This window comes from Bradyrhizobium sp. HKCCYLRH3073, from assembly GCF_051167995.1.
GTDB lineage: Bacteria > Pseudomonadota > Alphaproteobacteria > Rhizobiales > Xanthobacteraceae > Bradyrhizobium.
Map to the genome: position 1 here is coordinate 109,739 of NZ_JBNPUD010000005.1, position 25,929 is coordinate 135,667.

Here is a 25,929-nt window from a genome sequence, read left to right on the forward strand (position 1 = left end):
ATGCCGAGATATGAGCGCGCACCGCTGCTGAAGAAGTTTCGCGACATGGTGCGCCGTGGCGTGCCGATCATCGGCGGCGGCGCCGGCACCGGCCTGTCGGCCAAATGCGAGGAGGCCGGCGGCATCGACCTGATCGTGATCTACAATTCCGGCCGCTATCGCATGGCCGGCCGCGGTTCGCTCGCCGGCCTGATGGCCTATGGCGACGCCAATGCCATCGTGGTCGAGATGGCCAGCGAGGTGCTGCCGGTGGTGAAGTCGACCCCGGTGCTCGCGGGCGTCAACGGCACCGACCCGTTCCGCGACATGGATGTGTTCCTCGACGAGCTGAAGTCGCTCGGCTTCTCCGGTGTGCAGAACTTCCCAACCGTCGGCCTGATCGACGGCACTTTCCGCGCCAACCTCGAGGAGACGGGCATTTCCTACGCGCTGGAGATCGACATGATCGGGCGCGCGCACGACAAGGACCTGCTGACGACGCCTTACGTCTTCAATGAAGCCCAGGCCGCGGGCATGGCGATCGCGGGCGCGGACATCATCGTCTGCCATCTCGGTCTGACAACCGGCGGCTCGATCGGCGCGCAGACCGCGCCCAAGCTCGAAGACTGCCCCGGCCTGATCGACAGCTGGGCCTCGGCCGCGCTCAGCGTCAACCCGGAGATTCTGGTTCTGGCCCATGGCGGCCCGATCGCGGAGCCGTCCGACGCCGACTTCATCATGAAGCACACCAAGAACTGCCACGGCTTCTACGGCGCCTCCTCAATGGAGCGGCTGCCGGTGGAGCGCGCGCTGACGGAGCAGGTACGACATTTCAAGGCAATCAGCGCGCGGCCACGCCGCGTCTGAGGTGACAACACGAGATCCGGCAGCCCTGGCGCCTGGCGCCACGCTCGCCGGACGGAGACTGAGGGAGGAATGAGATGTCCGGGGTTCTGATCGGTGAGCTGATCCTTTGGCTGATCATCGCGATCATCGTCATCGTGGTCGCAGTCTACATCGTCAACTGGCTGTATCATCGTTCGTCGAAGGAGGTCTCCTTCGTCCGAACCGGTTTCATGGGTGAGCGCGTCGTCATCAATGGCGGCGCCTTCGTGATGCCGTTCATTCACGACTATACGCCGGTCAACATGAACGTGCTGCCGATGGGAATCACGCGAGCGAAGCAGGACGCCGTGATCACGCGTGACCGCATGCGGGTCGACGTCGAAGCCGACTTCTACGTGCGTGTGCAGCCGACCAGGGAAGCGGTGTCGATTGCGGCCGCGACGCTCGGCCGGCGCACGCTCGAACCGGAAAAACTGCACGCGTTGCTCTCCGGCAAGTTCATCTCCGCCCTGCGCGCGGTCGCGGCCGAGATGACGATGGAGCAGATGCACGAGGAGCGCGGCGACTACGTGTCCCGCGTGAAGGCGGCTGCCTCCGAGGCGCTGGCGCAGAATGGCCTGGAGCTGGAATCGGTCGCGATCACCGATCTCGACCAGACCGACCTCGAATTCTTCAACCCCTCGAACCGGTTCGATGCCGAGGGCCTGACGCGGCTGATGGAGGACATCGAGAGCAAGCGCAAGCTGCGCAACGACATCGAGCAGGACTCGATGATCAAGATTCGCACCCGCAACCTCGAAGCCGAGCGCGAGGCGCTCGATATCGAGCGCGAGAGCGAGACGGCGCGGCTGGAGCAGGAGCGCGACATCGAGATGCGCCGCGCCCTGCAGCGGACGGAAGTGGCGCGCGAGCGGGCGCTGCGCGAGACCGAGGCCGAGCAGGCACAGATCATGGCGCGCGAGGCGATCGAGAAGGCGCGGATCGCGAACGAGCTGACGATTGCCGAGGCCCGAATCGCGGCCGAGCGCGACACGCGGCAGCGCGAGATCGAGCGGACGCGTGCCGTCGAAGAGAGGGAGCTGCTGGCGCGCGAGGATATCGAGAAGGCTCGTATCGCCAATCAGCGGGCCATCGATGCCGCGCGGATCGAATCCGAGCGCGAGGTGCGCCAACGCGATATCGAGCGGACCCGCACCATCGAGGAAGCAGAGATCGCGGCGCGCGAGGCGGTCGAGAAGGCGCGGATCCAGCAGGATCGCGTCGTCTCCGATGCGCGCATCGCCAATGACGAGGAGACACGCCGCCGCGAGATCGAACGCACCCGCGCGGTCGAGCAGGCGGAGATCGCCGCGCGCGAGGCGACCGAGAAGGCGCGCATCGCGCAGACCATGACCGTCAATCTGGAGCGCATCAGCTCCGACGAGCGCACCCGCGCCACGGAGATTGCCCAGGTGCGCAACATCCAGGAGGCCGAGATCGAGGCGCAGAAGGCGGTCGAGGCCGCCCGGATCGCGCGCGAGCAGGCATTGTCGGCGGAACGGATCGCTGCCGAGCACGCCACGCGCAAGCTGGAGATCGAGCGCAACCAGGGCGTCGAGATCGCCGGCATCGCTGCGCGCGAGGCGACGGAAGCCAGCCGCATCGCGCAGGAGGAGCGGGTGCGTGCGCTGGAGATCGCGCGCATCCGGACCATCGAGGAGGCGGACATCGCCTCGCGCGAGGCGATCGAAGCGGCCCGCATCGCCCAGGAGCTAGCTGTAACAGCCAAGCGGATCCAGTCGGAGAAGGAGACGCGCAGCCTGGAGATCGAGCGCACGGAGGCCGTCGAGGCCGCCGATCTGAAGCGTCGGGAGGCGGTCGAGCGGCGTCGCATCGAGGTCGAGCTGGCGCTGGAGGCCGAGCGCATCGCCTCGTCGCGGACGCGCGAGGTGCTCAACATCGACCAGAAGAAGGCGATCGAGCTCGCCGACGAAACCCGCGTGATCGAGCTCGCTACCAAGCGCGCCGAGCGCATCGATGCGGATCGCCAGGTCAAGGAAGCCGAGATCGTTGCGCGCAAGCAGGTCGAGACCGCCGATGTCTCGCGCGAGCAGGCGCTGGAGGCTGTCCGGCTGGAGCGTCGCCGGGCGATCGAGCAGCTCGAGGTCGCGCGCGTCCAGTCGCTGCAGGAGGCCGAGATCGCGGCCCGTGAGGAGGTCGAACGCGCCCGCATCGCCTCCGATCGCGGTCTCGACGAGGCCCGCATCGGCCGCGAGCGCGAGCTGCGCAAGCTCGAAGTCAATCGCGAGAAGGACGTCGAGACTGCGCTGATGGAGAAGGCGATCGCGCTGTATCAGAAGTCGCTGGAGGAATCCGCGGCCAAGGTCGCGGCCGAGGAGGCGCGCACGCGCGCAACGGAAGCGGCAGAGAAAGTGGTCACCGCGCGCGAGAGCGAGATCGCCCGCCGCCGTAAGACCGTCGAGGTGCTGCTCGCCGAGAAGCAGGCCGAAGAGACGCGGATCGCGGCCGAGGCCGAGCGGGTTCGTGCCGCGGTCGAAGCCGAAGCGCAGAAGCTGCTCAACGAGGCCGAGAACGTCCTGACCGATCAGGCGCGCTACTCGCTGTTCCGGCGCAAGCTGCTCGACCGCATCGAGGGCATCGTGCGCGAGAGCGTCAAGCCGATGGAGAAGATCGAGGGCATCCGCATCCTGCAGGTCGACGGCTTGAACGGCAATGGCGGCAACGGCAATGGCGGCCGCAGCGCGACCGACGAGGTGATCGACTCCGCGCTGCGCTACCGCGTGCAGGCGCCGCTGATCGACTCCATCCTCTCCGACATCGGAGTCGAGGGCGGCAGCCTCGCCAAGATGCCCGGCCTGATCCGCGAAGCCAGGGACATGCAGGGCATCCGGAAAGAGACGTCCGCGCGCAAGGATGCAGGCGGCGGAGGAGGAGCAAATGATGCCAGCCCATCCGAGCTGCCAGCCGACCGCGGTCCGCGCAAGAAGGGGTGAGGCACCATGGCGAGAGTCTACGTCTCCACCGTCGTCAATGCCCGCAACGACCGGGTGTGGGCGCGGGTGCGCGATTTCAACGGCCTGCCGAACTGGCATCCGGCGATTGCCGAGAGCCGCATCGAGGGCGGCGAGCCCGCCGACAAGATCGGCTGTGTCAGGGATTTCAGGCTGCGCAATGGCGACCGCATCCGCGAGAAGCTGCTCGGCCTGTCCGACTACGACATGTTCTGCACCTATTCGATTTTGGAATCGCCGATGGGCGTGTCGAACTACGTCGCGACCTTGCGCCTGACGCCGGTTACCGACGGCGACAAGACCTTCCTGGAATGGACCGCCGAGTTCGACTGCGCCCCGGAGCGCGAGGCCGACCTGGCCGGCTCGATCGGCGGCGGCGTGTTCCAGGGCGGCTTCGATGCGCTCAAGCGGGCGTTCGGAGGCTGACGCCGTGCCGCACGTCGTCAAGAGCACCATCATCGACGCGCCGACTGACCGGGTGTGGGAGGTGCTGCGCGACTTCAACGGTCATGATCGCTGGCACCCGGCGGTGGCGACCTCGGCGATCGAGCGCTCGCAGACGTCCGACAAGATCGGCTGCGTCAGGCGCTTCCGGCTCAAGGACGGGTCGGAGTTGCGCGAGCAACTGCTGGCGCTGTCCGATCTCGAACAGAGCTTCAGCTACTGCCTGCTCGACACGCCGATCCAGCTGTTCAACTACGTCGCCCATGTCCGGCTGCTGCCGGTCACCGATGGTGATCGCACCTTCTGGCACTGGGAGAGCCGCTTCACGACGCGGCCCGAGCAGGCCGAGGCTCTGACGCGCATGGTGGCGGAAGACATCTACCAGGCCGGCTTCGAGGCGATCCGATCGCATCTGAAGCAGGCGGCATGAGCAAGAGGTGAACCGATGCCGGTCACGGTGAAGACGTTTCAGGCCGCGAGCGACGCGGCGTCGGCGCTGTCGTCCGATCGCGCAGCCCGCTATCTCGGCGGCGGCACGCTGGTGATGCGCGATCTGAATGAGGGCGACGTCTCGATTGCGACCCTGGTCCGCGCCACCGACCGCGCGCTGCAGAGCATCGATACGGCCGGCGCGCGCATCCGCATCGGTGCCGCGGTCACTTTTGCCCGCGTGCTGGCCGAGCGCGAGCTTGCGTTCCTGCATCCGGCGGCGCGCTCGATCGGCGGGCCGGCGGTCCGCAATATGGGCACCGTCGGCGGCAATTTGTTCGCGCCGGCGCCGTTCGGCGATTTCACCGTCGCGCTGCTGGCGCTGGACGGCATGGTCTCGGTGCAGGGCGGCTTCGGCGTCAGGGACATGCCGCTGGAAGAGTTTCTGCAGTCGCGCGATCGCCAGGCTGGTGCGCTGGTCGTTGCGGTCTCCTGCATTCGGCCGGCATCGGTGGATGCGTTCCGGTATCGCAAGATCGCCCGCATCAAGCCGAAGGGCGGATCTGTGATCACGATCGCGGCGCATGTTCCCCTCGGCGGCGGTCGCGTGACGGGGGCCCGGATCGCGCTGGGATCGATGGCCCCGACCGCCATCCGCGCCAAGGCGGCCGAGCGCGCGCTCGAAGGCCGTCCGCTCGATGCCACCGCGATCAGCGCGGCGGCTGCGGCGGCGGGCGAGGGGACGGCTCCCACGGACAATTCGCTGGCCAGCGCGTGGTACCGCCGCGAGGTCGCGGGCGTGCATCTGCGGCGGCTGTTGTCGGGGCAGGAAAGCTAGGCCATGACAAAGACTCCCCTTCAATTCCGGCACAACGGCCGCGACGTCGCGCTGTTCGTCGAAGGTGGCACCAACCTCCTGGTCGTGCTGCGCGAGATGATCGGCGACGTCACGCCGAAATTCGGCTGCGGCCAGGGCGGCTGCGGCGCCTGCACGGTGCTGATCGATGGCGATGCTCATCTCTCGTGCCTGACCCTGGCGGAGTCCGTCGAGGGCCGTGTGGTCGAAACGCTCGACGGCATCAAGGCCGGGCCGAACCTGCATCCACTGCAGCGGGCGTTCGCCGACGGCTTCGCCGCGCAATGCGGCTATTGCACACCGGGCATGATCATGGCGGCCAAGGCCCTGCTCGACAAGACCCCGCAGCCGAGCCGCGAGCAGGTCGTCGAGGCCATCTCCGGCAATATCTGCCGCTGCACCGGATACGAGCCGATCATCAATGCGGTGTTGGCGGCGGCTGCGTCGCTGCGCGCGAGCGCGTGAGGAGAGATTGCCATGCTGGAATTGCGCAAGGACATCTTCGCCGACGAGCGCGACGACAATCTCAACGAGGTCGGCAAGGGCACCCAGCGCCAGGACATGCTGGGCCACGTCACGGGAACCTCGACCTATTTCAACGATCACAAGCTGCAGGGCATGCTGCATCTGAAGGTCGTCAGATCCACGCAGCCGCATGCGCGGCTGCGCCGCATCGACACCAGCGAGGCCGAGCGGAGCGAGGGCGTGCGGCGGATCATCCGCGGCGCCGACGTGCCGCGCAATCTCAACACGCTGCTCAGCCTGATCAATTTCGGCAAGGACGACGAACCGACGCTCGCCGTCGACAAGGTGCGGTACCGCGGCGAGCCGATCGTCGCCGTGGTCGCCGAGACGCCGCGCGCGGCGGCCGAGGCGGCGGCCAGGGTACGCGTCGACTATGAGACCTTGCCGGCGGTGTTCGACGTCGAGGAGGCGCTGAAGCCGGGGGCGCCCGTCGTCAACGAGACCTATCCGAAGAACACATTCACCTATCACGAGCGCTACGATCATCAGAAGCTGCGCTTCGGCGACGTCGAGCGTGGCTTCCCCGGCGCCGATCATGTCTTGGAACAGCGCTACCAGATGTCTCCGATCGAGCATGCGCCGGTCGAGACCAACGGCTCGATCGCCGCGCCCGACACCAACGGCCGCTACGTGGTCTATACCTCGACCCAGGCGCTGTTCTTCTCGCTCGACACCTGCGCCAAGATCCTCGATCTGCCGTCGAACACATTCCACTTCATCGGCGGCACGGTCGGTGGCGGCTTCGGTGGCAAGGTCGACACGCTGACCGAGCCGCTCGCCATTCTCGCTGCGATGTTGACGGGGCGCCCGGTGCGCTACGTGCTCGGGCGAGAGGAGGAGATGCAGTTCGGGCCGCCCCGCGGCGCCGAGCGCATCTACATCAAGGACGGGGTCATGCGCGACGGCCGCATCGTGGCGCGCCAGATCCGCGGCTATTTCGACTCTGGCGCCTATACGCGGCTGTCGAGCTACGCGGTCGTCAAATGTGCCGCGCACCTGCCGGGGCCCTACACGATCCCGAACGTCCATGGCGACATCTACTGTATCTTCACCAACCGCACGCCGGCCACCGCGATGCGGGGCTTCGGCATCACCGGTATGGACTTCGCGCTCGAATGCCAGATGGACAAGCTCGCGCATCTGATCGGCATGAACCCGATGGAGTTTCGTATCCTCAACGCCTATCGCGACGGCGATATGAAGGCGCATCGCCGCGAGGCCAAGAACACCGCCCTGATCGAATGCGTCCAGGTTGCGGCCGAGAAGGCCAAATGGCCGATCCGCGAGGAATTCCGCCGCATGTCGTCGCGCAAGGACGGCGGCGGCGCGCGGGCCGCCGTTCCCTCCACGCCGCGTGAGCCGGTGAGCGCGCGGCCTGCGCCGGCGCAGCAGCGCACGAGCTACGACCGAGGGCTCCCGGTTTCTCCACCTCCTGAGCCACCGTCACCACCCCCACAGGGCCCGGCACCGGCTCCCGCACACGGCGCGACGCGGTTCTCGTCGGTATTCGGCACGAGGAGGCGCTGACATGACGAGGCACCGCGGTCGCGGCATGGCGGCGATCAACTATCCCATCGGCATGAATCTCGGCGGCGATCCGAGCCAGGCGCTGGTGCACTCCAATCCCAGCGGCAAGTTCACCGTGGCGCTGTCTTCGATCGATCTCGGACAGGGCATGAAGTCGGTGACGCGGCAGATCTGCGCCGAGACGCTCGGCGTGCCGGTCGAGGACGTCTATGTCGACACCGCCGATTCCGACACCGGCCCGCATTGCATGGGCTCGTTCGCCTCGCGCGGCACGCATCGCGTCGGCAATGCCGTGATGGCTGCCGCCAAGGAGGCGCGCGGCGTCATGATGGAGGCGGCGGCCGAGGAGCTCGAGGTCAACGCCAGCGATCTCGAGACCGATGGCCGCGGCAACATTCACGTCAAGGGCGCGCCGCATCGCTCGATCTCGGTGAAGGACGTCGCCATCGCCGCGCAGTTCCGTCAGGGCAAGACGATCTCCGGCCGTGGCATCTTCCTGGTGCCGCTGTCGGAGGTGGATCCTGAGACCGGCGAAATGTCCCCGGCGACCTGCTACGCGCATGCGTGTCTCGTTGCCGAGGTCGAGGTCGATGACGAGACCGGCGAGGTCGGTGTGGTCAGGATGGACAGTGCCTATGAGCTGGGACGCGCGCTCAATCCCCGCCTCGTCGAGCAGCAGCTGGTCGGCGGCGCCTGGATGGGCATGAGCCACGCGCTCTACGAGACGACGGAGCCGTATTACCCGGACCCGAAGCAAGGACCGCGCGACTTCGTCGAATACCTGATGCCGGGACCTGGCGACATCTGTCCGCACGACATCGCCGTGCTGGAGCGGCCGGCGCCCGACGGGCCGTTCGGCGGCAAGGGCCCTGGCGAAATGTGCGCCAATCCGGTGCTCCCTGCCATCGCGAATGCGATCTTCAACGCCGTCGGCGTGCGCATCGACGAGCTGCCGATCACGCCGGAGAAGGTGCTGCGCGCGATCAGGGCCCAGGGTGGCGCCCGGCCACAGACGCGGCGGTGACGCAGCATGGTGGTCCGCAGCAACATCGTCGGCATCGACTCGCCGCAGGCGCTGGAAAAGGCACTGCGGGCGGCCTACTATCTCGCCGATGACGGGCTCTCGACCGCGGCCTATCTCGCCCTCGCGCTGGGCAAGCCGCTGCTCTTGGAAGGCGCACCCGGCGTCGGAAAAACCGAGGCGGCGAAGGCGATCGCTGCAGTGCTCGGCCGCAAGCTGATCCGGCTGCAATGCTACGAAGGCATCGACGCCGCGGCGGCGCTCTACGAGTGGAACTATCCGCGCCAGATGCTCGCGATCCGCCAGGCCGGCGAGGAGAGCATCGACATCTATGGTGAGACGTTCCTGATCGAGCGGCCGATGCTGGCCTGCCTGCGTGCGCCCGACTCGACGGTGCTGCTGATCGATGAGATCGATCGCGCCGACCAGGAGTTCGAGGCGTTCCTGCTCGAATTCCTCTCCGACTTCCAGATCTCGATTCCAGAGCGCGGCACGATCCGTGCCGCCGAGCGGCCGATCGTGGTGCTGACCTCGAATCGGACTCGTGACCTGCACGAAGCGCTGCGCCGCCGCTGTGTCTATCATTGGATCGACTATCCCGATGCGGAGCGCGAGGCGCGGATCGTGATGATGCGGGCCTCCAGTGTTGCCGAAGCGACCGCGCGGGCCGTGGTGGCTGCAGTGGCGAAGCTGCGGCGCGAGCCGCTGAGCAAGGCGCCCGGGATTGCCGAGGCGGTTGATTGGGCGGAGGCGGCGACGCTGCTCAACCAGACCGGCGCACGCTGGCCCGATGCGTTCAAGCGCGCGATTGGCGTCGCGCTGAAGGATGAGGAGGATCTGTCCTTCATCGCGCCGCGGCTCGACGCGATGCTCGCGGAGGCGATGACATGAGCGAGCCCCGCCTGCCGCAGGCGACTGAGATCTTCGTGACGTTCGCTGCGCTGCTGCGGCGGAACGGCTTCGCGATCGCACCCGAGCAGACCACCGCCTTTCTCGCTGCGATCGAACTGGTGGGGCCAACCAGCATCGACGATATCCGGCGGGCCGGGACGGCGACCCTGGCGCCGCCGCCCGAGCGGCTTGCGACCTACAATCTGCTGTTCGACATCCATTTCGGCGTTGCCGAGGCGACGGCCTTCGGCGAGAGCGACAGGCAGGATGATGTCGTGCGTCTCCAGGAGGAAGGGAGCGGCGCTGTCGATCCCGATATCGCCGAGGAGCAGAACGAGTCCGGTCTGGCGGCCACGCGTGCCGAGGCGCTGGTCGCGCGCCGCTTGGCTGCGACCACAGGCGGCAACGTCCTGCAGCGTCTCGCGCGCCAGGCGCGTGCCAAGCTGCCGAAGCGGCGCGGCCATCGGCGCATGCGCGCGCGGCGCGGCAGTTTCGTCGACCTGCGACGGACCCTGCGTGAGAGCGTAAGGCGCGACGGTGAGGTGCTGTCGCTGCGGCGGCTGAAGCGACGGCCTCGATTGCGACGATTGCTGCTGCTGATCGATGTCTCCGGCTCGATGAAGGCGCGGACCGAGGACAACATGCGGCTCGCCCACGTGCTGGTGCAGGCCGTACCCCAGGCCGAGGTGTTCACGCTTGGGACACGGCTGACACGTGTGACGCGGCCCTTGCGGCTCAAGCGGCGCGAGCAGGCGCTGCTCGCTGCCTCTCATCTCGTCAGCGACTGGGACGGCGGCACGCGTATCGGCGAGGCGCTGCAGGCCTTCCTCGCGGTGCCGCGGTTCTCGACCTACGCGCGGGGCGCCGCCGTGCTGGTCATCTCGGATGGGCTCGAGCGTGGTGACCATCACGTGCTCCGTGACGCCGTGTGGAAGCTGTCGCTGCGCGCCTGGCGCCTGAGCTGGCTGACGCCGCTCGCGACGGGGCCCGGATTCAAGCCTCAAACCGAGGCGCTGCAGGCGATCGCGCCATTCGTCGACGACATCGCAGCCGGCGGGTCGGACGAGGCCATCGTCGCGCATGTGCTGTCGCTGGCACAGAGGAGGGCGGCATGACCGGATACGTCGATGCACATCATCACATCTGGCGGCAGGCCGATCTGCCCTGGCTGGTCGGGCCGATGCAGCCGCGGATTTTTGGCCCCTACGAGCCGATCCGGCGCGACTACGCGATCGGGGAATATCTCGACGACATCGCCGGCAGCGGCGTCAGGAAGTCGGTCTATGTGCAGACCAACTGGGCGAAGGACGGCTTCGAGGACGAGGCCGCCTGGGTGCAGCGAACTTCTGAGCAGCATGGCTTTCCGCATGCGATCGTCGCCTATGCCGATCTGAGCGTCGACGATGCGCGGCCGCAGTTCGACCGGTTGGCGCGCTACCCGCTGCTCCGCGGGGTCCGGATGCAGCTCCACTGGCATGAGAACCCGCTCTATCGTTACGCTTCGTCCCCGGACCTTTGCAGCGATACCCATATCCGCGCCAACATCGCGCGGCTCGCCGACTACGGCTGGTCCTTCGACCTGCAGGTTTTCGCGCCGCAGATGGCTGGCGCCGCGGCGCTTGCCGAGAGCTGTCCGTCCGTGACTTTCATCCTTCAGCACGCCGGCATGCCGGAGGACCTGTCCGCACATGGTCGCGATCAATGGCGAGCCGGAATGCAGCGGCTGGCGAACTGCAGCAACGTCGTCAGCAAGCTCTCGGGCCTCGGCACCTTCATTCGCCGCAACGATCCGGCGCATGTTGTCGAGGTGGTGCGGGAGACGATCGGAATGTTCGGGCCCGAGCGCTGCCTGTTCGGTTCGAATTTTCCGATCGAGAAGCTCTGGACCGACTATCGCGCACTGGTCGCGGCCTACGAGGCTGCCATCCAGGACCTCGACGAGCATGCGCGCGCGCAGGTCATGGGAGGGACGGCGCAGCGCGTCTATCGGCTGGGATGATACCGCCTGCAACGACAACAAAAGCAACAGGGAACGCTCATGGCGCTGGAAATCAAGATTCTCGACTATGGTGATATCGAGCTCGAATCGAGCTTCCTCGTGCTCGGTCGTGATTGCGGCCGCACCCGCCGGGTGTTGACGCTCGGCTTCCTGATCCTGGGCGGCCCGTATCCGGTCGTGGTCGATACCGGCTACCGCTCCAACCAGATCATGGAGACGCTGGGCATGCGCGGGCTGCAGTACCATGAGAACATGATCGAGAACCAATTGGCGCGCCACGGCGTCCGCATGGGCGACGTCCGCTATGTCTGCCACACCCATCTGCACATCGATCATGCCGGCAAGGACGACCTGTTCCCGATGAACACGACGGTCGTGCTCAACCGCCGCGAGCTCGAATACTCCGTCTCCGGCCTGATGCATCCGCAATATCCGGCGCCGGACATCAAGCATCTCATCGACCGGCTGCACACCAAGAGCGCGCTGCGCTTCCTCGACCTCGAGCTCACCGGCCCGGTCGAGCTGATGCCGGGCGTCTACTGCGATGCTGCGAACGCCCATACCGAGGGCTCGATGAACATCCACGTCCACACCGCCGACGGCATCGCCACCATCTGCGGCGACGTCATCTACGATTTCAACGACCAGATCGTGACGCCGTTCAACGAGATCCAGGATGGCGAGCCGCGCACCACCGGCAATCACGGTACCACCAAGCGTGCCGAGAAGGCGGCGGTCAAGAAGCTGTTGTCGAGCTCGCGCTATCTGCTGCCGGTGCATGACCGTCCCGCCAAGATCGAAGGCGGCGTCGTAACGGGGCGGCTGCATGACCAGGTGCCGGGTCCGATCGTGCAGTCGCTGCCGCAGCGGCACTGGTTCCCGGCGTGATCCGCACGAGGCACAACGATGACACACGTGACCTTGCGCCCTGAGTTCGAGACCCTGGTCGACCCCTACGCGCCGGTGGCGCAGGTGGCGACCGGCTTCGAGTTCACGGAGGGGCCGATCTGGCATCCCGTCGAGCAGTTCCTGCTGTTCTCCGACATGCCGGCTGATGTCCGCCGCCGCTGGGATGCGAAGCGCGGCGTGGTCGAGATGCGGCGGCCCTCGAACAAGTGCAACGGCATGACCTATGATGCCGAGCTCAACCTGATCGTCTGCGAACACGCGACGTCGTCGCTGGTGCGCGAGCGTCCCGACGGCCGCCGCGAGATCCTGGCGTCGCATTTCGAGAACCAGGAACTCAACAGCCCCAACGACGTGTGCGTCCACTCGAGCGGGGCGATCTACTTCTCCGATCCGTGGTATGGCCGCATGCCGGTCTATGGCGTGGAACGGCCGCGCCAGCTCGGCTTCCAGGGCGTGTACCGGGTGGCGCCGGGCGGCGGGCCGCCGCGGCTGCTCGTTGACCGCCATCTGTTCGACCAGCCCAACGGACTGTGCTTTTCGCCGGACGAGAAACTGCTTTACGTCAACGACACGGTGCAGGCGGTGATCCGCGTGTTCGACGTCGGCGGCGATGGTGCGCTGTCGAACGGACGCATCTTTGCAAGCGGCATCCGTTCCGAGCTCGAGCCCGGCGTGCCCGACGGTATGAAATGCGATCAGCGCGGCAATGTCTGGGTCACCGCTCCCGGCGGCGTCTGGGTCTACGCGCCCGGCGGCGAGCTGCTCGGCAAGGTCCGCGTGCCGGAGCTCGTCGCCAACCTCGCCTGGGGCGGGGCTGATTTCCGCACGCTCTATCTGACCGCGACGCATTCGGTCTACGCGATCGCAACCAAGATCGGTCCGCGCCACGAGACGTATATGAGCGGGCGGACTGGCAGCAACGCCGCGCCGGCCACCGCGTCTTCGGCCCCGCAGCTCGCTGCTGGCGACATGCAGCTCGACCCGCGCCGCTGCGCCATGATCATCCAGGACCTGCAGAACGATGTCATCATGGATGGCGGCGCCTTCGCCGAGTCCGGAGCGCCGGGGCACGCCAGGCAGCAGCGTGTTATCGACAATGTCCGGCGGCTCGCTGAGGCCGCCCGCGCGCGCGGCGTCGTCATCATTCACGTCTGGTTCGTGGTCGAGCCCGGCGCCCCCGGCGTGACCCTGAACGCGCCGTTGTTCGAGGGTTTGGTCGACAGCAAGGCGATGGTGCGCGGCAGCTGGGGGGCCGCGCCGGTCGCGGGGCTGGAGCCGCGGAGCGGGGACTTCGTCGTCGAGAAGATGCGGATGAGCGCCTGGGAGGGCACGCGGCTCGAGACCATTCTCAAGGCCACCGGGCGCGACGTCATCATCAACACCGGCGCCTGGACCAACATGTCGGTCGAGCACACCGCGCGGACCGGGGCGGACAAGGGCTACTTCATGGTGGTGCCGGAGGATTGCTGCTCGACCATGAACGCGGACTGGCACAATGCGTCGATCAACTTCGCCATGCAGAATGTTGCTGTCGTGACCACGGCCGACGCGGTGATCAGGGCACTTGGGTGAGGCATGCCAAAGCTGCTGCATCTCGTCGCCTCGCCGCGGGCGGATTCGGAATCCAGCGCCGGCGCGCGCGCCTTCCTGGACCGCTTCAGGCAGGCCCGGCCGGGATGGGACGTCGACGAGATGAATCTGTGGCGCGAGAATCTGCCGGAGTTCGACGGTGAGATTTTGCAGGCGAAGTATGCCCGCATGGGCGGCCGCACCTTCACCGACGGCCAGCGCGAGGCGTTCGCGGCGGCCGAACGCATGGCGGTGCGGCTCGATCTGGCCGAGCGCGTCGTGATCTCGACGCCGATGTGGAATTTCGGCATTCCCTACAAACTCAAGCACTGGCTCGACATCATCAATCAGCCGGGCCTCACCTTTCGCTTCGATCCGTCGCGTGGCTACCTGCCGCTCCTGAAGGATCGTCCGACGCTGGTGATCCTCGCCAGCGGCGGCGACTTCACCACCGGCATCAGCCGGGGGCGGACCGACCTCGCGACGCCCTATTTGTGCGAGGCGCTGCGCTTCATGGGTCTTCGCGACCTCCACTTCGTGGCGATCGGGCCGACCAGCGGACCGGCGACGCACACCGCCGCCGCACGTGAGCGGGCGCACAGGCGGCTCGTCGAGATGGCCGCACGATTCTAGCTGATGTGACGTTCCCGATTGCGGTCCGACGGCAGACGAGACGGACTCAGCCGACGAGGTCGACTGCGGCTCCGGCCTCGTCGATCAGGTGAACACGTTCGATCTCGGTGCGGGGCAGCAGCGCACGGATCTCGGGCTCCGACATCAGGCTGAACGCGGTCGAGAGCGCGTCCGCCGCCGTTGCATTGCCGGCGACCGTGGTCACGCTGCGATAGCGCTGCGCGCAGCCGCCGCTGTGCGGATCGAACAGATGATTGAAGCGGCCTTGTGGATCGAAGCGGAGGCCATAGGCGCCTGACGTCGATACGGCCCGATCGATGATCGGTAGCATCGCGGCGATCCGATCGGGATTGTCAGGGTCGGCGATCCCGACCTCCCAGGGCCGTGCGTCCGGCCGTGCGCCGATGGCGCGGGCTTCGCCCATGTCGACCAGGCTGTGCTGTACGCCCTCGCCGCGCAGCAGCTCGACGATCCTGTCCGTGACATAGCCCTGCGCGATGCCGTTGAGGGTGAGCGCCATGCCGCGCGGCATGACGATGCGATCGCGACTGACGCTCAGCCGCTGATGGCCGACCCGCGTCAGCGCCTCTTGCACGGCCGCCTGCGGCGGGCCGTCGGGATTGGCATCCGGGCGCGAAAAATGATCGGCGTAGAGCGTCCACAGCGGCTGCACGGTCGGGTCGAAGCGGCCGTCGGTCATCGCGGCGTAGCGCTGCGAGCGTGTGAGGATGTCGACCAGCTCGGGCGCGGGGTCCACCAGCACGCCGGTGCGGTTCAGCGTCACCAGCGCCGATTGCTCCAGATACAGGCTGAACAGGCGCTCGAGCCGCCGGGCTTCGCCGATCGAGACCGTGATCAGCCGTTCGGCTTCTTGCCGGTCGCGGTGATGAAGCTTGATCGTGGCGACGGCGCCGAGCAGCGTGCCGCGCCATTCGACCAGTCCGCTTGTGCTGTCGGCCGCATGCGCCCTGGAAGGAGCGACCGCGAGGCCCGCCAATGCGGCGCTGATGCGGATGAAGCGCCGACGCGAGAGCTGATTTGTCATCGTTGCACCCCAGGCGTGTCCTTGTGGCCCGGCTCGATCGCGCCGGCGTTGTCGTCGGGCGAGCTCAGCACATAGTCGCGCGGCACCCCGGTGAAGCCGACGATGCGGCCGCCGTGCTCGGCAGCGAATCGCTCGGCCGCGCTCCGATCCGAGAACGGCACCGCCTCGTCGCTGCCCATGCCGCTCCTGACCCGGCTGCCGATCACGAACACCGCCTTGCGCGCCTCGACCCAATTGTCGGCGCCCGGATTGTCCCAGCTCGCGGCTTTGCCCATGTCGGAGACGTAGATCGCCTGGATGTCCTTGGGCTCGTCTGGCAGCATCGTGAAGGCGATGGCGTCGCGCGCGGAGGAGAACCACACCGGCTCGATCAGGCTGGCGGCGAAGATCTGTCCCTTGGGACCGGAATGCTCGAGCAGGTTCATTCCGCAATAATGCCCGATCGCCTCCGCCGTCAGCTTGACCGGCGGCGGCGGCGCGGCGGCCTGCTTGTCGTTGCAGGCGGCGAGCGCAAAGGCGGCGATGAGCGCGCCGGCGTAAGCGAGGCGTTTCATAGCTCTCTCCGGGAGAAGGCCAGCGCGGCGCCTGCGAGCGGCACCAACGTCCACAGCACCAACGCGGTGAGCAGCACCTCAACCGACAGCGTACTGCTGCCGGCGAGCCCGGCCATGCCGGAGAACAGGCTGACATTGGCGAAGCCGGTCAGGTTGAACAGCCGGTAGGCGTCGGTCGGGTTGAGCAGCAGCAGCGCGCTGAGCAGGCCGCCGGAGACGTTGCGGCCCTGGTCGATGACCAGAAGGCCGAGCAGCGCCATGTCGTAGATCAGGACGAGCGCGAGCCACAGGCCAATGCAGACACCCGCTGCGGTGCCGCGGTCGCGCACGACTGCGCTGACCAGATAGCCGATCGCGACGAACACCGCGCCAAGCAGAACGGAGGAGCCGATCATCGCGGCGAAGGCGGTGAGCCCGTCGCTGTCGAAGTGGCTGCCGGCGATCAGCAGCGCCACCGCAGCGGCGCCATAGCCGAGGCAGGTCGCGAAGGCGAGCACCGCGAGATGACCGAGGAACTTGCCGAGCAGCACCTGCCAGCGCGCCACCGGATAGCTCAGCAGCAGCAGCATGGTGCCGCGCTCCATGTCGCCGACGATGGCGTCGTGCGAGATCAAAAGCGCGATCAGCGGGATCAGGAAGATGGTCAGGCTCGACAGGCTGACGATGACGACGTCGAGTGCGCGCGCGCCCACGGTGCCAGTCGGTGCGCTGCCGAGAAAGGTCAGCGACAGCGCGAGCCCTGCCAGCAGCAGGGTCGACGCCAGCACCCAGCGGTTGCGGATCGCCTGCTGGATTTCCTTCGCGGCGATGGTGATCACGGCATTCATTGCGAACGCTCCGCGTGGCGCAGGAAATGCGCGTAGAGCTCGTCGAGATTGGGCGGGATGAGCTCGAGATCCTGCACGGCGGTGCCCTCGGCCGTCGCACGGCGCAGCAGAGCGATCTTCTCGTCCGGCGCCGCGTCGATCTCGACAATGTGGCCGTTGATCCGACGATAGGAGGTCGCCTCCGGCAGCCACGAGGGCCGGCCGGATAGCGGCAGGTCAGCGACCTTGACCCGGATCCGAGTCGGCAGTCGCGCGAGGCGGCGCAGTTCGTCGAGCGTGCCGTCGGCGACCTTGAGGCCCTTGTTCATGATGATGACACGGCCGGCCCTCTCCTCCAGCTCGGTCAGCGCATGCGATGACAGCAGCAGCGTCGTGCCCTCGGCGGCGAGCTTCTGGATCACCTCGTAGAACGTCTGGCGCAGCTCGGGATCGAGACCGGTGGTCGGCTCGTCCAGCAGCAGCACGCGTGGCCGGCCGATCAGCGCCTGGGCCAGGCCAAGCCGCTGGCGCATGCCCTTCGAGTAGGTATTGACGCGGCGCCCGGCAGCGTCGCCCAGCCCGACGACATCGAGCAGCGCCAGTGCGCCGCTCACCGGCTCGCGTTTGAGGCGGGCGTAGAAGGTTTGCGTCTCGCGGCCGGTGAGCGCGGCATCGAAGGCGACGTTCTCCGGCAGATAGCCGAGCCGACGCCGCGAGGAGAACTCGCCCGCGGCCGGGTTTTCACCGAGCAGCGCGATCGTGCCCTTGGTCGGCCGGATCAGGCCGAGCATCATCTTCATCAGCGTGGTCTTGCCGGCGCCGTTGTGGCCGATCAGGGCCACCATCTCTCCGGCCGCGAGATCGAACGACACGCCCTTGACGGCTTCGACCTTGCCGTAGTGCTTGACCACGTCGGCGATATGGACGGTCGCGCTCATCGGGCGCTGCTCCCGGCGGCAGTGCGGCGCGCCGGCGGTGGCGACATCAGCGGATGGCTATCGACCACCCCGCCGGGCAGGATCGCCGGGAACTGCGCCTGTGCCCAGCGGATCACCTGCACGGCCGGACTGTTGATCAGGACCTTGGCGGCCGGCGCGGTCCACAGCACGCGGTCGATCAGATCGTTCGGCCGGTAGGCGGTGTCGGCAACGCCGTCGCCGTTGAGGTCGAAGCCGGGATTGTCGCTCCAGTAATTGCCGCTGCCGTTCTTCGACCAGTCGAGATGGCGCGTGCCGACATATTTGATCTGGCTGGCGTTGTTGACGAAGGCATTGCCCCGGATGTCGTTGCCTTCGGAGCCGGCGGTGAAGTGCACGCCGATCTCGCAGCCCTCGAACCAGTTATTGGTGATACGATTATTGTTCGTGTTGTAGATGAACACGCATTTCTCGGGGCCGGGACGGACGCCGCCGCTCGGTGTGAACACGCTCTTGTCGGTCAGCGGCACGCCTTCGTCGGTGCCGCGGTTCTCGGCGGTCGCCCAGCGCTCCGCCGGCTGCAAGCCGCCGATCACGCTGTTGCCGGAGATTTGCGAGCCGTTGGTCGCGTTGAACAGCATGCCGCGATCGCGGTCGTGGTCTGAGACGTTGTCCTTCACGACCAGGTTCTTCGAGAACATCATCGCATAGCCGATGATGTTGCCGACCGAGACGTTGCCGGTGATCTCGCCGTCATTGGCGTACATGTAGTGGACGGCAAAGCGCAGCTCGCTGAAGCGGTTGTGGCTGAACGTGTTGTTGCGGCTGGTAATGGCGAACACGCCATCGCGGCCATAGCGGATGTCGTTGTCGATCACCTTGGCGCCCGGCGCGTTCCAGACCGAAACGCCATTGCCGGTGCCGCCGGGCAGCGTCGCGCGCAGGCCGATGATGCTGTTGTGGCGGACTATGGCATTGGCTGATCCGTGCAGATAGACGCCGAACAGATTGCCTTCGATCCGGTTGTTCTCGATCAGCGTGTCGTGCGCGCCCTGGTCGACGAAGATGCCGGAATCCATCTTCTCGAGCGAGCGACCGGATCCTTTGAGGACGAAGCCTCGAATGACGGTACCCGGTGCCGTGACGGTAATGACGCTCCCATGCCCATCGCCGGTGATCACCGCGCCATGCGCGCCTGTCAGTGTCAGGCGATGGGAGATCCGCAGCGGCCCGCGATAGGTGCCTGCGGCCAGCGCGATCTCATCGCCGTCGGCGGCGCGATCGAGGACGTCCTGCAAGTCGGCAATATCGGCCGCGATCTGTCGTGTCGCCGCTGTTGCGCGGAAGGGCAGGCCGGCGACGACGAGCGCCGCAAGCCCCAGAGTCTTGATATGGCGCATGCGCCGCATCGCTCACGCGTTCTGCGGCGAGACCAGCATGCGTCCGCGCATTTCCATGTGCATGGCGTGACAGAACCATGTGCAGAAATACCAGTACACGCCGGGCTTGTCGGCGATGAACGTCACCGACGAGGTCTGCTGCGGATCGATCTCCATGTTGACGCCGTAGTTCACGATGCAGAAGCCGTGCACCAGATCCTCGACGTCGTCGATGTTGGTGACATAGACGGTCACCTCGTCACCCTGCTTGACCTCGAACTTCTCGAGCGCATAGGCGGGCGCGCTGGACCACATATAGACGCGCACCTTGTTGCCGTCGCGGATCACCTTGGCGTCGCTCTCCAGTGTGACGCCGTCGGCTGCGGCCTGCTTGCGGGCGTCGGCGAAGAACGGGTCGTCGCGCTTCCAGATCGAGGTCACGCGGCCCTCGAGCTTGGAGCGGTGCACGATGACGGCGTCGTGCGGCTCGGCGAAGCTCGGGCCGTCGTGCACCAGCTCCATCTTGTCGCCGGTGATGTCGATCAGCTGGTCGTTTTCCGGCTTCAGCGGCCCGACATTCAGGAAGCGGTCCTTGGAGAACTTGTTCAAGGACAGCAGCCATTTGCCGTCGGCTTCCTTGGTCTCGCCCATCGAGGCGTGGTTGTGGCCCGGCTGATAGTGGACGTCGAGCTTCTGGATGATGGGGTTGACCTTCTCGCCCTTGAAGGCTCGCTTGGCGAGATCGATGCTCCATTTGCAGACCTGGCTGTCGAGGAACAGCGTAGTGTAGGCATTGCCCCGGCCGTCGAAGGCGGTGTGCAGCGGCCCGAGGCCGAGCTCCGGCTCGGCCACGACGACGTCGCGCGGCTTGATCTTGTCGTCGAACAGGTTGTCGATCAGGCGGACGTCGATCACCGTGACCGTCGGCGCCAGCTTGCCATTGGCGACGACATGGATGCCGTCGGGGGCGGTGTTGAGGCCGTGCGGGCTGTTCGAGACCGGAACGTAGCGCGTGTAGGGCGAGCCCTTGCGGCCGTCGATGACGGGAACGCCGTTCATCTCCTTGAAGTCGCCCTTCTTGACGGCTTCCTCGATGCGCTTGATGTTGAAGATCGTCACCCAGTCCTGCTCGCTTGCCGTCATCTCGGCCAAGGTAACGCCCTTTTCCGAGTTGTAGCAGGTGGAGAAGGCATATTTGCCCTGGTAGTCGCAATCGGTGTTGTCGAGATTGCCGTCGACGATCACCTGCCAGGCAACCTTCATGGTATCGCCGTCGACGGCCGAGAACATCGACCAGTATTTCGACTTGTCGTCGAGCACCTTGCCGTCATTCGGTAGCGGCACCTCATATTCGCCGTTGCAGAACACGTAGCCGGTGCGCGGGAACTTCTGCGGCCGCATGCCGTGGATGGTGTACTGGTTCGGCAGCTCGATGATCTTGTCGCATTTCATCACGTCGGTGCGAATGCGGGCGAGGCGGGTGTTGGCCTTGTCGTTGATAAAGATGTAGCGGCCGTCATATGTGCCATTGGTGAACGACATGTGCGGATGGTGGCAGTCGCCGTTCATCCAGATGCCGAGCCTGTCCTTGAGCCGCTCGCGCGTCTCCGGCAGCAGCCCCTCGGTCATGATCTTGCGGCTCTCGTTGGTCTGGCCCCAGCCGGTGGCGCTGCACCGGTTGAAGACGGGGATGCGCATCAGCTCGCGCATCGACGGCATGCCGATGATCCGCAGCTCGCCGGTCTGGCCGCTGGAGAAGAACACGTAGTATTCGTCGAGCTCGCCGGGGGCGACCTCCGCCTTGCCGGCGCCCTGGGCCGAACGTGGTTGCGCGGCGGCCGGCGCGGTCTCGACGCTCTTGCCAAGTCCAATGCTGCCGGCTACGCCGGCCGCGCCCAGTGCGGCGGTGCCGACGATCTGCCGGCGGCTGATTTTTGTCTGGTCGTCGTCTTGCGCCATCGTCGTCTCCTTATGATGGATGGGTGAGATCGTTGGAGGGGGCCGTCGCCGCCATCGGCTGGCCGGCATGGGTGATCACGGTCTTCGGACCGGATTTCGCGGCGCGCATCGACGGCGATGACATCGCCTCGAATTTCTCGCGCTTGAGCCGGACCTGGATCATGTGCGGGCAGCGCTGATCGTCGTAGTAGAGCTCCTGGCAATGCATGCAGTAGATGCATTCATTGACGTTGATGTGTCCCTCGGGATGGATCGACTGCACCGGGCATTCCTTGGCGCAGCGCTGGCAGGGCGAGCCGCACTCCTTCCAGCGACGCAGCCATTCGAAGGTGCGGATGCGTCCGGGAATCGCCAGTGCCGCGCCCAGCGGGCAGAGATAGCGGCAGAAGAAGCGTTCGATGAACAGGCCGATGCCGAGCAGCGCCGCGGCATACAGCACGAACGGCCAGCTGCGCGAGAATTTCAGGATGATCGCGGTCTTGAACGGCTCGACCTCCGCGACCTGTTCGGCGAGCGCGACCGAATAAAGCGACAGGCCGAACAGGCCGAGGAAGATGATGTATTTGATCGGCCAGAGACGCTCATGCAGACCCCAGGGTACCGTGATCTGCGGCACCTTGAGCCATTTTGCCACTGTGTTGGTGAGCTCCTGCAGCGCGCCGAACGGACAGAGCCAGCCACAGAACGGCCCGCGGCCCCAGAACAGCAGTCCAGCCGCCGTTGCCGCCCACAGGATGAAGATCAAGGGCGCCGCGAGGAAGAACTCCCAATGGAAGCCGGTCAGCAGCGCGTTGACGAAGGTGACGACGTTGACGACCGAGAGCTGGGCGTTGGCGTACCAGCCGAGCCAGACCAGCACGAACAGGAGATAGGCGCGGCGGACCCAGGTGTAGAGCCGGGGACGGCGCACCAGAACGTTCTGGAAGAAGAAGATCCCCGTGAGCACGGCCAGCGCCAGCGCGGTGATGCCGATGGCGACCATCTGCGAGCGCCAGATGCGCATCCATAACGGCTCTTCGGTGTCGTCGGCGACCGGTTGCGCCGTGGCCGGGGCGGGACGTGCGGTCGTCGCCTTCGCTGCCGGCACAGCGGGGCGCGTCTGCTGCTTCAAGTAGGCGTCGGGCACCGTGTAGTCGATATCGAAAGTCAGGAACGCCTTGTCGTGGCTGCCTGTGCTTCGTTGCACCAGGAGCTGGAGCTGCCATGGCTCGGTCGGGTCGAGCGTGAATTCGGGCGGCGTGACGAACAGTCCGATCTCGCGCAGGGCAGGGGCGCCGGCGGCGGCCAGCGCACCGAGTCGCATGTGGTTCTTGTCGCGGAACCGTGTGCTTCCGCCCTCCTGCAGCACCTCGATGCGGTCGAAGATGCCGCCTCGGACATAAGCGGAGCCCTTGAACGAGTAGATGCCGTCGCCGGCGACGACGATCGCCTGCTGTCCGGGCTGCAATCGCTGCTTGAGTCGCTGATAGCCCTCGTCGCCGAGCAGGCTGCGGCCGATGGTGGGCACGCTGACCATGGCCACATACAGATCAACGAAGGTGTCGCCGGCATCGCCGGGCTCCGGATTTTGCGCGGCCGCCGCATTGCCCGACTTGGCGAACGCATCGTTGACGTCGCCGATGCTGAGGTGCAGGCGCCGCACCGAGCCGTCGCCGAGCAGGCTGCTCCAGTCGCGGATCTCGCTCTTGTCGGGATCGACCGTCTTGGTCACGCCCGGCTGTGCCGCGGCGGCGCTCGCCGCAGCGCCGGCACCGATGCGGCCGCTGCGGATCAGGCGCGTGGCCGCGCGCACGATGCTGTCGTGCATCACCAGCACGGTGACCGTTGCACCTGAGACGATGTCGGCCTGCGGCGCGTGTTCTGCGCCTTGCGCAATCGGCATCATGTCCTTGCCGAGCAGGCCGTTGAGTGCGGCAACGATGCGTGGCTCGGGAATGCCGATCAGCACGATCGGCTCCTTGTGATCGACCAGCTTCAGCCCGGTGATGACGCCCTTGGGATCGATGCCGACGAGGATGTGGATCGGCTTGCCCGAATAGCCGACGGAATTGGCGAAATCGGAGTTGAGATAGACGTAACCCTTGAGCTGATCGCCGCGATACACCGGCATGATCGGCGGCTCGCCTTGCGGCACGCCGAAACGGTCCGCATTGGGGAAGAGATCGCCCGGCGTGATCTTCGAGAGGTAGGTTGCGAGATCGCCGGCCGCATGTGCTGCGCGCGGGGCCGCGATGGCGCAGAGCCCGATGAGGATTGCTACCAAGATAGCAGGCATGCGCCACCGATTGGTGGCGACATCACTCGCAACCATGATCACCTCAAGCGGAACGGCCGGCCCACGAAGGAGCCGTATTCCAGTCAGGACTGTTTCGGGAAGGAAGGATCGTCGCCATTGACAATCCCTGAGATAGAGTCAGGCTAAATTGACTCCTTATCGTGCCGGTTGTCTAGTGGGTCGCAATCCGACGGACGTTGCGCTGGATCAAACAGGCCCGGACAATCAGGCGGACTATTATATGTTGTTGTCACGCACGCTCTCGCTCAAGTCGGAACCGGCCGGGAACCTGCATTCGATCGACGAGCTGTTCGCGCTCGCGAATGCGATGGAGCAGGAGGCGGCCGATCGCTACGACGAGCTGTCCGGAGAGATGCAGCGTCAAGGCCGGCTCGATCTGGCCGACGTCTTCGCGAGGCTGGCCGCGGCCGAGCGCGAGCATGTCGACAGTGTCGAGCAATGGTCGCAAGCGCGTACGGGGCGCGCCCCCGATGCGTCGCTGGTGCGCTGGCAGCCGCCGGAGACCTTTGAGCCCGGCGCCGCGCGCGAAATTCAGGATTCGCGGTTGATGACGCCTTACCGCGCGCTGTCGATGGCGGTGCGCAACGAGGAACGGGCCTTTGCGTTCTGGTCCTATCTCGCCGCATTTAACGATGTTCCCGAGGTCAAGAGGGCGTCCGAGGCCATGGCGCGGGAGGAGCTCGGTCATGTCGCGACGCTGCGCAAGGAGCGGCGCCGTGCCTATCATCTTGAGACCGACGCCAGGCGCGCGGCGTCGGTGGCGTCGGACGCCGGCACGATCGACGCCGGCCGGCTGGAGCGACGACTCGCCGAGCTGCTCGACGCGATGGCGGCGCGCGCCGCAGGCCGCCCGGCAGATCGCGTGGGCGAGCTTGCGCGCGAAGCCGCGGCAATGGCATCGGACGTTGCGGGCCTGTTGCGCCTGCCGGCTGGGCTCGCGCAAGCCGATGCAGCCGTGCTGGCGGAAGCGCTGGCGGACGCGTATCTGGAGCATGGGGAGCGAGCGACCGAATCGGACCGGCTCGGTCTCATGCAGCGGCTGGCGTCGCAGGCGATCGCGCGGCTGGCCTGGCTGCGGTCGCTCGGTTGAGTCCGACTGCAGCGCTGCTCGGCGAAAGACGAGGGTCGCCCAGCCAGGCTGGACGACCCGGTCATCATGAGGCTCAGTTGCGGGTCGGCGCCGGCACGGCGGTGCGGTTCGCCGGCACCGTGACGGGCTGGAAGGAGAACACGTCGCGACTGCGCGGATCGACGGTCACCTTGAGCCAGCGCACGTCGTTGTTGCCATTGCCCTGATTGTCGCCGAACGTTTCGACGCGAACGAAGTTCTCAAGCCGCTGGCCGGCAGCGTTGAGGAACGGCTGGTCGATCCGGAAGTAGTGGGAATCGCCGTGGACGTAGGCGACCGGCTTGCGGAACGCCTCGACCTCGGTGCGCAGCGCAGTCAGGAAGCTGACGAAGCCATCGGGCTGCCCGTCGGTTTCGGCGAGCGTCTTGGGATCGCGCAGCGGCGCACGCGTCGGGTCGGCCTGGTCCCAGCCCGGGTTGCCCTGGGTGATGAACATCACCGCAGCGGAATTGCGCCTCTTGGCTTCAGCGAAGGTCTGCTGCATCCACAGAATCACGGCCGTATTGCGCGCATTGTATTCGTCCGGATCGGGGTTGGTGTCGCAGAGATTGTTGCAGGATCCCTGGATGTTGAGCGTCGCATAGGTCACGCGGCCGACGGTCCAGCGGCGATTCTCGACGCAACCGACCTTGGTGCCATTGGCGCTGAGGCACAGCGGATCGGTCTGCACCTCCTGGCGCAGCTTGCGCTGGCCGAGCGAGAACGGTGTCGAGAAGAATATCTTGCGCTCGTAGTCGAGCCGGTCGCGCGAGTTGAAGCCGCCATTCGAGGGGCGATCGCAATCGACCCAGTCGTTGTCGCCCGGCGTGAACATCGCCGGCGCCTCGAGACTGTTGAAGAACGCCAGCGCCTGGGCATAGAGGCCGGCGTCGCAGGCGGAATTGGAGCCCTGCTTCAGGTCGCCGTCATGCGCCGTGAACTTCAGCCGGTGGGCGTTCATGTCCGCGATCAGGTTCGGGACGCCGACGGTGGCCTGCAGCGTGGAGTAGGGTAGGTCGCCCCAAAGGCCGATGGCGTAGCTGTCGTCATCGTCGTCGAAGCCGTGGTCGTGCGCGAGGCTTGGCGCGGCAGCGGCGAACGCGAGCAACGACACCGTGACCGACAATGTGAGCAGTTCGTGAAAGGCAGATTTGAATGATGATCGAAGTGACATTCTGCAAGATCCCCCAAGACCTCGGTTGTATCGCGCCGCTTCACTCAAGCGG

At 66.5% G+C, this 25,929-nt stretch carries 23 protein-coding genes; 15 read left to right on the forward strand and 8 right to left on the reverse strand.

Going from position 1 to position 25,929, the window contains the following annotated elements; translation table 11 throughout:
* The 14 genes from ACQR1X_RS14290 (at position 1) to ACQR1X_RS14355 (ending at position 14,639) form a co-directional block, all read left to right on the forward strand.
* Positions 1-846, forward strand: a complete 846-nt coding sequence (locus ACQR1X_RS14290; protein ID WP_315802951.1) for a phosphoenolpyruvate hydrolase family protein — start codon at positions 1-3, stop codon at positions 844-846.
* 74 nt (positions 847-920) lie between these two features.
* Complete coding sequence (locus tag ACQR1X_RS14295; protein ID WP_434899061.1) at positions 921-3,818, forward strand: flotillin domain-containing protein; 2,898 nt, start codon at positions 921-923, stop codon at positions 3,816-3,818.
* A gap of 6 nt (positions 3,819-3,824) precedes the next feature.
* On the forward strand, positions 3,825-4,262 hold the full coding sequence (locus ACQR1X_RS14300) for an SRPBCC family protein (protein ID WP_315802953.1): 438 nt from the start codon (positions 3,825-3,827) through the stop codon (positions 4,260-4,262).
* Positions 4,263-4,266: 4 nt separating this feature from the next.
* On the forward strand, positions 4,267-4,710 hold the full coding sequence (locus tag ACQR1X_RS14305) for an SRPBCC family protein (protein WP_315802954.1): 444 nt from the start codon (positions 4,267-4,269) through the stop codon (positions 4,708-4,710).
* Between the two features lie 15 nt (positions 4,711-4,725).
* The gene (locus ACQR1X_RS14310; protein ID WP_434899062.1) at positions 4,726-5,547 is read left to right on the forward strand and encodes an FAD binding domain-containing protein; all 822 of its coding nucleotides are present in this window, start codon (positions 4,726-4,728) and stop codon (positions 5,545-5,547) included.
* Between the two features lie 3 nt (positions 5,548-5,550).
* The gene (locus ACQR1X_RS14315; protein ID WP_316216171.1) at positions 5,551-6,030 is read left to right on the forward strand and encodes a (2Fe-2S)-binding protein; all 480 of its coding nucleotides are present in this window, start codon (positions 5,551-5,553) and stop codon (positions 6,028-6,030) included.
* A 12-nt stretch (positions 6,031-6,042) separates the two neighbouring features.
* Complete coding sequence (locus ACQR1X_RS14320) at positions 6,043-7,617, forward strand: xanthine dehydrogenase family protein molybdopterin-binding subunit (protein WP_434899063.1); 1,575 nt, start codon at positions 6,043-6,045, stop codon at positions 7,615-7,617.
* 1 nt (position 7,618) lies between these two features.
* Complete coding sequence (locus tag ACQR1X_RS14325; protein WP_315802958.1) at positions 7,619-8,641, forward strand: xanthine dehydrogenase family protein molybdopterin-binding subunit; 1,023 nt, start codon at positions 7,619-7,621, stop codon at positions 8,639-8,641.
* Positions 8,642-8,647: 6 nt separating this feature from the next.
* On the forward strand, positions 8,648-9,529 hold the full coding sequence (locus ACQR1X_RS14330) for an AAA family ATPase (protein WP_315802959.1): 882 nt from the start codon (positions 8,648-8,650) through the stop codon (positions 9,527-9,529).
* Positions 9,526-10,644 carry a VWA domain-containing protein gene (locus ACQR1X_RS14335; protein WP_434899064.1) on the forward strand — a complete coding sequence of 373 codons (1,119 nt, stop codon included), beginning with the start codon at positions 9,526-9,528 and terminating at the stop codon, positions 10,642-10,644. Before ACQR1X_RS14330 ends, ACQR1X_RS14335 begins: the two co-directional genes overlap by 4 nt.
* Entirely contained in the window at positions 10,641-11,528 is an 888-nt protein-coding gene (locus tag ACQR1X_RS14340) for an amidohydrolase family protein (protein WP_434899065.1), read from the forward strand. The genes ACQR1X_RS14335 and ACQR1X_RS14340 overlap by 4 nt, the downstream gene beginning before the upstream one ends.
* A 39-nt stretch (positions 11,529-11,567) precedes the next feature.
* Entirely contained in the window at positions 11,568-12,416 is an 849-nt protein-coding gene (locus tag ACQR1X_RS14345; protein ID WP_434899066.1) for an MBL fold metallo-hydrolase, read from the forward strand.
* An 18-nt stretch (positions 12,417-12,434) separates the two neighbouring features.
* Positions 12,435-14,009 carry an isochorismatase family protein gene (locus ACQR1X_RS14350; protein WP_434881137.1) on the forward strand — a complete coding sequence of 525 codons (1,575 nt, stop codon included), beginning with the start codon at positions 12,435-12,437 and terminating at the stop codon, positions 14,007-14,009.
* A gap of 3 nt (positions 14,010-14,012) precedes the next feature.
* On the forward strand, positions 14,013-14,639 hold the full coding sequence (locus tag ACQR1X_RS14355) for an FMN-dependent NADH-azoreductase (protein WP_316216177.1): 627 nt from the start codon (positions 14,013-14,015) through the stop codon (positions 14,637-14,639).
* Between the two features lie 46 nt (positions 14,640-14,685).
* Here ACQR1X_RS14355 and ACQR1X_RS14360 read toward each other — a convergent pair whose 3' ends face one another.
* From ACQR1X_RS14360 to ACQR1X_RS14390, 7 genes are read right to left on the reverse strand one after another with little or no spacing between them, the layout of a single operon-like run.
* The gene (locus tag ACQR1X_RS14360) at positions 14,686-15,684 is read right to left on the reverse strand and encodes an FAD:protein FMN transferase (protein WP_434899067.1); all 999 of its coding nucleotides are present in this window, start codon (positions 15,682-15,684) and stop codon (positions 14,686-14,688) included.
* Entirely contained in the window at positions 15,681-16,238 is a 558-nt protein-coding gene (locus ACQR1X_RS14365) for a nitrous oxide reductase accessory protein NosL (protein ID WP_316216179.1), read from the reverse strand. The genes ACQR1X_RS14360 and ACQR1X_RS14365 overlap by 4 nt, the downstream gene beginning before the upstream one ends.
* Positions 16,235-17,065 carry an ABC transporter permease subunit gene (locus ACQR1X_RS14370; RefSeq protein ID WP_434899068.1) on the reverse strand — a complete coding sequence of 277 codons (831 nt, stop codon included), beginning with the start codon at positions 17,063-17,065 and terminating at the stop codon, positions 16,235-16,237. Before ACQR1X_RS14370 ends, ACQR1X_RS14365 begins: the two co-directional genes overlap by 4 nt.
* Positions 17,062-17,982 carry an ATP-binding cassette domain-containing protein gene (locus tag ACQR1X_RS14375; protein WP_434899069.1) on the reverse strand — a complete coding sequence of 307 codons (921 nt, stop codon included), beginning with the start codon at positions 17,980-17,982 and terminating at the stop codon, positions 17,062-17,064. Before ACQR1X_RS14375 ends, ACQR1X_RS14370 begins: the two co-directional genes overlap by 4 nt.
* Positions 17,979-19,370 (reverse strand): nitrous oxide reductase family maturation protein NosD, encoded by a 1,392-nt coding sequence (locus ACQR1X_RS14380; protein WP_434899070.1) that lies wholly within the window; start codon positions 19,368-19,370, stop codon positions 17,979-17,981. Before ACQR1X_RS14380 ends, ACQR1X_RS14375 begins: the two co-directional genes overlap by 4 nt.
* Before the next feature lie 3 nt (positions 19,371-19,373).
* Complete coding sequence (nosZ, locus tag ACQR1X_RS14385) at positions 19,374-21,299, reverse strand: TAT-dependent nitrous-oxide reductase (protein ID WP_316216182.1); 1,926 nt, start codon at positions 21,297-21,299, stop codon at positions 19,374-19,376.
* 10 nt (positions 21,300-21,309) lie between these two features.
* Positions 21,310-23,610: a 4Fe-4S binding protein gene (locus ACQR1X_RS14390; protein WP_410051413.1), complete on the reverse strand. Its 2,301-nt coding sequence runs from the start codon at positions 23,608-23,610 to the stop codon at positions 21,310-21,312.
* Positions 23,611-23,815: 205 nt separating this feature from the next.
* On the opposite strand from ACQR1X_RS14390, the gene ACQR1X_RS14395 reads away from it, so the two are divergent.
* Positions 23,816-24,685 (forward strand): ferritin-like domain-containing protein, encoded by an 870-nt coding sequence (locus ACQR1X_RS14395; RefSeq protein WP_434899182.1) that lies wholly within the window; start codon positions 23,816-23,818, stop codon positions 24,683-24,685.
* 73 nt (positions 24,686-24,758) lie between these two features.
* Here ACQR1X_RS14395 and ACQR1X_RS14400 read toward each other — a convergent pair whose 3' ends face one another.
* Positions 24,759-25,877 carry a hypothetical protein gene (locus ACQR1X_RS14400; RefSeq protein ID WP_316216184.1) on the reverse strand — a complete coding sequence of 373 codons (1,119 nt, stop codon included), beginning with the start codon at positions 25,875-25,877 and terminating at the stop codon, positions 24,759-24,761.
* Positions 25,878-25,929: the final 52 nt, after the last annotated feature.